5 protein-coding genes, 1 tRNA gene and 1 pseudogene are annotated in these 4,188 nt (G+C 28.7%); 5 read left to right on the forward strand and 2 right to left on the reverse strand.

Annotation, left to right across the window (positions count from 1 at the left end):
• Positions 1 to 155: 155 nt before the first annotated feature.
• Positions 156 to 701 (forward strand): methylated-DNA--[protein]-cysteine S-methyltransferase, encoded by a 546-nt coding sequence (locus E6248_RS13930; RefSeq protein WP_316341392.1) that lies wholly within the window; start codon positions 156 to 158, stop codon positions 699 to 701.
• Between the two features lie 49 nt (positions 702 to 750).
• Here the strand turns inward: E6248_RS13930 and E6248_RS13935 are convergent, their stop codons facing one another.
• Positions 751 to 1,143, reverse strand: a complete 393-nt coding sequence (locus E6248_RS13935) for a MerR family transcriptional regulator (protein ID WP_316341393.1) — start codon at positions 1,141 to 1,143, stop codon at positions 751 to 753.
• A gap of 105 nt (positions 1,144 to 1,248) precedes the next feature.
• Between E6248_RS13935 and E6248_RS13940 the strand changes: the two genes are divergently transcribed.
• Positions 1,249 to 2,094 (forward strand): aldo/keto reductase, encoded by an 846-nt coding sequence (locus E6248_RS13940; RefSeq protein ID WP_316341394.1) that lies wholly within the window; start codon positions 1,249 to 1,251, stop codon positions 2,092 to 2,094.
• A gap of 12 nt (positions 2,095 to 2,106) precedes the next feature.
• Positions 2,107 to 2,688 (forward strand): histidine phosphatase family protein, encoded by a 582-nt coding sequence (locus tag E6248_RS13945; protein ID WP_316341395.1) that lies wholly within the window; start codon positions 2,107 to 2,109, stop codon positions 2,686 to 2,688.
• A 68-nt stretch (positions 2,689 to 2,756) separates the two neighbouring features.
• Here the strand turns inward: E6248_RS13945 and E6248_RS13950 are convergent, their stop codons facing one another.
• Positions 2,757 to 3,485: a lysophospholipid acyltransferase family protein gene (locus tag E6248_RS13950; RefSeq protein WP_316341396.1), complete on the reverse strand. Its 729-nt coding sequence runs from the start codon at positions 3,483 to 3,485 to the stop codon at positions 2,757 to 2,759.
• A gap of 133 nt (positions 3,486 to 3,618) precedes the next feature.
• Between E6248_RS13950 and E6248_RS13955 the strand changes: the two genes are divergently transcribed.
• A tRNA-Arg gene (locus E6248_RS13955) sits at positions 3,619 to 3,693 on the forward strand.
• A gap of 89 nt (positions 3,694 to 3,782) precedes the next feature.
• A pseudogene (locus E6248_RS13960) lies at positions 3,783 to 4,076 on the forward strand (transposase); the annotation flags it as partial.
• Positions 4,077 to 4,188 lie beyond the last annotated feature (112 nt).

Raw genomic sequence — 4,188 nt, forward strand, 5'->3', positions numbered from 1 at the left:
GTTATTATATTTCTAAATATTATTATATTTTTATTCTTAACTAACTTAGTATACACTATAATTGAGAAATATGCTCGTATTATTTATTAGTAAATTAAGTTATTTTGCAAAAATTTATAAAAAGTTAATAGGTAAACCTTTAGGAGGAGGAGATTATGATTAATTTTAAAGAGATTTTATACTATTCTAAATTAAATACTGAAATTATTGGAGAAATAATAATAGTAAAAAGTGATATGGGCCTAAAAAGAATTGAAATAATTGAAGATTCCTTTAAAAAGTTTAAAAATGATTGTGATTTAAAAGAAATTACTTTAATTGAAAGTGTTAAAGAGTGTAGTGATGTAGCTGAGCAAATTAACGAGTACTTTAATAGAGAGAGAAGCAACTTTGATTTAAAAATGGATTTATCAGGAACAGAGTTTAGAAAAAGGGTCTGGGAAGAATTATTGAAAATACCTTATGGAGAATTAAGAAGCTATAGTGATATAGCAAAAGCCATAGGTAAAGATAAAGCAGTAAGAGCTATAGGTCAGGCAAATAAATTTAATCCAATTCCAATAATAATACCTTGCCATAGAGTTATAGGTAAGAATAAAAAATTAATTGGATATGCAGGGAATCATACTGACATTCAAGAAAAGCTTCTTAACTTTGAAAAAAGTAACAAGGAATATATAATTAATAAAGAATATACTTAGAGCAAGGTAATACTGATTACCTTGCTCTAAGTATATATAAGATAATATATCAATTTTCAATTAGATTACTAATATACTCTGTCTTGCCAGTTAATACATCATCATAAAAAGATTGTTTATTATCAATAAAATCAATACATTCATTAAGTTCTTTAATTCTGTTTAATAAGGATTCCTTTGATTTGTCAAGCATCTCTTTTCTTTCTGGAATTGTAGAAGGACCTTCTATACAATAATTCATATATAACTTCATATCTTTAATGCTCATTCCACATTTTCTTAGACATTGTAGTCCTTTTAGCCATGCGATATTTTTTTCATTAAATTTACGATAATTATTTTTATCCCTTTTGACATTAGGTACTAGACCTTCTTTGCAATAAAACTTCAATGTTTCATAGGATATTCCAACGAGTTCACAGGCCTCTTTAGTTGTATACATAAAATTACCTCCTAAATTAAAATAAAAAACTCTTGCTAGGTAGTGACTACCTACTGGTAATATTATTATAAGATTAAAAATAATAGAAATAAAGGAGAAATTAAAATGGAGTATGTAAGCCTAAATAATGATGTGAAAATGCCAGCAGTTGGATTTGGAGTTTTTCAAATCACAGATAATGAAGAATGTGTTAGAGTTGTTTTGGATGCTATTGATGTAGGTTACCGTTTAATTGATACAGCACAAGCTTATGGTAATGAAGAAGCTGTTGGAAAGGCTATCGCTAAGTCATTAGTACCTAGGGAAGAGCTATTTATAACAACTAAAGTATGGATTAGTAATAGTGGCTATGAAAAAGCCAAAACATCTATTGAATCTTCTTTGAAGAAAATGAAATTAGATTATTTGGACTTAGTATTAATTCATCAACCAGTAAATGATTACTATGGAACTTATAGAGCTATGCAAGATTTATATAAAGAAGGAAAAATAAAAGCAATAGGAGTATCAAATTTTTATCCAGATCGTTTAGTTGATTTAGCTTTATTTAATGAGGTAAAACCAGCTGTAAATCAGATTGAGATTAATCCATTTCACCAACAATTAGATGCGCAGGCATATAATCAAAAATATAATGTACAATTACAAGCCTGGGCTCCTTTTGCTGAAGGGAAAAATGGAATGTTTGAAAATCCAGAGTTGAGAACGATAGGAGAGAAATATAATAAATCAGTGGCGCAAGTTATTTTAAGGTGGTTACTTCAAAGGGGTATCGTTCCATTAGCTAAAACAGTTAATAAGGAAAGAATGCTGCAAAATATAGATGTTTTTAGTTTTAAGTTAAGTGAAGAGGATATGAATAAAATATCTTCTTTAGATAAAAAAGAAAGCTCTTTCTTTAATCACCAAGAAGCATCAGCAGTAGAAATGTTAGCTAATCTTGTTAGATAGGGGGAAGGGTTTATGAAAAAAATATTATACTTAATGAGACATGGACAAACGCTTTTTAATTTTAGAAGAAAAGTTCAAGGGTGGTGTGATTCTCCATTAACTAAGTTAGGAATTGGACAAGCGGTCATTGCTGGTGAATATTTTAAAAGAAATAACATAACTTTTGATCATGCATATTCATCTACATCTGAAAGGGCTTGTGATACATTAGAATATGTTACGAAGATTCCATATACAAGAGTAAAGGGACTTAAGGAATGGAATTTTGGGACCTTTGAAGGGGAAAGCGAGGACTTAAATCCACCATTACCGTACAGAGACTTTTTTGTTAAGTATGGTGGTGAAGATGAATTTGAATTGAGAAACAGAGTAGTAGAAACTCTTAGTTCAATTATGAAAAAAGATGATCACCATACAGTTTTAGCTGTTTCTCATGGAGCTGCTTGCCGTCAATTTATGAGGCATTGGGCTTATAATAGTGATATTGACCAAGAGGAAAGGCTAAATAACTGTTGTATATTAAAATTTGAATTTGAGAATGAAGAGTTTAAATTACTAGAAATAATAAACCATGATTTTAGCAAATTATATTAAAAAGTATAAATTAATAAAAGTCGGCAATTTTGCCGACTTTTGTTTTAAAATTTTATTATGAATTTATTTTAAGCTTTATGAAGTTGATTTTTAATAATTTCATAAACCTTCTTAGGTAATGCATCTTGTTCTTCTTTACTTAAGTCAGCAGTTTCTATAGCTGGATGTATATAAAGATTAACAGTTGCTGGTTTTAAAGTCCATTTTCTCTTATTAGTCTCCATAATTTTATAAGACCCATCCATAGTAACAGGAACTATAGGACATTTAGATTTAGTTGCAAGCTTAAAGCTTCCAGCTTTAAATTCTCCCATATTATTTCCCTTACTTCTAGTTCCTTCTGGGAAAATAACTAGTGAATGACCAGATTTAAGAATCTTAATACCATGAACGATAGCTTCTCCAGCTTTTCTTATATTGCTTCTATCCATAAATACACAATACATGTATTCCATCCAAGTTCTTACCCCTGGTATTTTCTTTACTTCTATCTTAGATACAAAACCTTTCAATCCAGGTATTTGACTCATATAAATTGGAATATCAAAATTTCCTTGGTGATTTCCTATATATAATACATTTTTATCTTTAGGTATATTTTCTACACCATGAACAATTACCTTAACTCCAGCTACTTTTAAAAGTGTTTTAGCCCACAGTGTAGTAACTTTGTAAACTAAAGCATCTCTTTTTTCAGTTTCACCTTTTTTATCTAACATTTTAGTTCTAATTAATGCAGGTATGGTTAAAATTATAGTTCCAAAGAACACAATATACCAAACTATAGATCTAAGCATTCAATCAAATCCTTTCAATCAATAAAAATAATTCCATAATTAAGTATATAACAAATTAATCACTTATAAAAGTTTTTATTTGTTCATAATATTGACATGTAGAAAATGTTATTATACAATTTTATTTGTATATGTCTCCATAGTTCAATGGATAGAACAGTCCCCTCCTAAGGGACAGATACAGGTTCGATCCCTGTTGGGGATACCATATTGGTTTGTGAAATGGCTTAACTGTAGAAGTTAAGTCATTTTTTTATATTAAAAGGGACTTTCGATGGATAATTATCCTGCAAGGAAATTAATACCGACTTTGATTGCAAGGAAGAAGTTAAAAAGTGTAAGACTATTAATGATGTTATGGATAAAAATGAATTGATACAAAGGCTAGTAAAAGATGTTTTGGAAAATATTCTAGAAGGAGAAATGGAAGAGAATTTAGGAAAAAATAAATATGAAAGATAAAGCGAGGTTTATTAAGATTGTAATTACCGAAACGGATATAGTCAAAAGAACTTATGAAGTTCCTTCGGTGACCTGGATTTAGATATTCTAAGGGATAGAAAAACTGAATTCGAACCTGAAATAGTGAAAAATATGAAACTATTTCTTCTAATAAAATCTTCAATTCGTCGTTATTCTATTCAATTATTAACTTAAAAATTCCTTATATTTTATTTAATTATTTATTACTTTCATATAATAA

It is taken from the genome of Clostridium sp. (assembly GCF_032552055.1).
Taxonomy (GTDB): domain Bacteria; phylum Bacillota; class Clostridia; order Clostridiales; family Clostridiaceae; genus Clostridium.